The following is a 581-nucleotide window of genomic DNA, read 5'->3' as shown; positions in this document are numbered from 1 at the left end:
GTCCCGTCCAGCATTCCCACCGAAGCCCGCATCTGCAGGAACACGGCACAGGGCACGAGCACCAGCACCCCGTTGGCAGCGATGACCGGCATCCGCCGACGTTTCCTCCCGAGTAGCGCGCCGCCACGTCCGCGGGCCATACGCGAGCCGCTGGCGGCGGTCGCCATCAGCGCCGGAATCAGCACTGTCATGGCCCAGAGGATGTCCGTCTTGACGCGTACCACCGCGGCCTCCCCGAGCCAGAGCTCGGAGATCACCGTGGACATCCAGAAGATCGCGATGAGGGCCAGGGCGAGCACACCCGCCCCGGCATGAACGCGCGCGCTCACGACCCACCCGCCCCGACGGCGGTCACCGCCGGCTCGTGGGCCGTCTCAAGAAGACTGAGCACGCGCAACGCCGCGCGGAGGTCCGACTCGTCCAGGTGACCGGCGAGGCGCGCGGCATGCTCGCGCCACTGCGCCTCCGCCGCGGCATAGGCGGACTCGCCGCGGGGCGTGAGCACATACAGCGGCGAGCGCCGGTGGCCGGGGTTGGGCCGCTCGACCACCAGTCCCTCCGCCGCCAGCCGCTGGAGCTGC

The 581-nt window shown here is 72.1% G+C and carries 2 protein-coding genes; both read right to left on the bottom strand.

From position 1 onward, the window contains the following. Positions 1 to 329 (bottom strand): hypothetical protein (locus G7A99_RS24010; RefSeq protein ID WP_163144587.1); only part of this gene is annotated, 329 nt, incomplete at its 3' end. After that, positions 326 to 581: MarR family winged helix-turn-helix transcriptional regulator (locus tag G7A99_RS24005; RefSeq protein ID WP_163144585.1), on the bottom strand; the 256-nt coding region annotated here is incomplete at its 5' end. The genes G7A99_RS24010 and G7A99_RS24005, both read right to left, overlap by 4 nt.

The organism is Arhodomonas sp. KWT (assembly GCF_010993615.1).
Note: the sequence above shows the minus strand (reverse complement) of the source record. Positions and strands in the feature narration are given on the sequence as shown.